We start from the raw sequence: 382 nt of genomic DNA, 5'->3' as shown, positions 1-382 counted from the left end.
CTCCAAATAATAATGATTCTTTTAATGAAGGAGCTTCAGTTTCTATCACTGCAAATGCTTCTGATAGTGATGGAACTATTACTAAAGTAGAGTTCTTTAATGGAACTACAAAACTGGGAGAAGATACTAGTAGTCCTTATGCATATACAATTTCTAACGCATCTGTAGGAAATTATACGTTGACTGCTAAAGCTACTGATAACGGTGGAGCTACTTCAACTTCTTCTGCGATATCAATTTCGGTAACTACAGTAGGAAATGGTAATTGTGGAGGATTACCACAATATGCTGCGGGTACTTCATATAGCAAAGATCAGGAAGTACAAAATGAAGGCGAAAAGTTTAAATGTAATGTTCCAGGATGGTGCTCTTCTGCAGCAGC

Annotated in this window: 1 protein-coding gene; it reads left to right on the top strand. The window is 37.2% G+C overall.

Translation table 11 applies throughout. The features are described from left to right. Positions 1–382: Ig-like domain-containing protein (locus Z054_RS31715; RefSeq protein ID WP_035091677.1), on the top strand; the 382-nt coding region annotated here is incomplete at both ends.

The organism is Aquimarina macrocephali JAMB N27 (assembly GCF_000520995.1).
Taxonomy (GTDB): Bacteria; Bacteroidota; Bacteroidia; order Flavobacteriales; family Flavobacteriaceae; genus Aquimarina; species Aquimarina macrocephali.
This window is presented reverse-complemented; position numbering and strand designations above follow the sequence as displayed.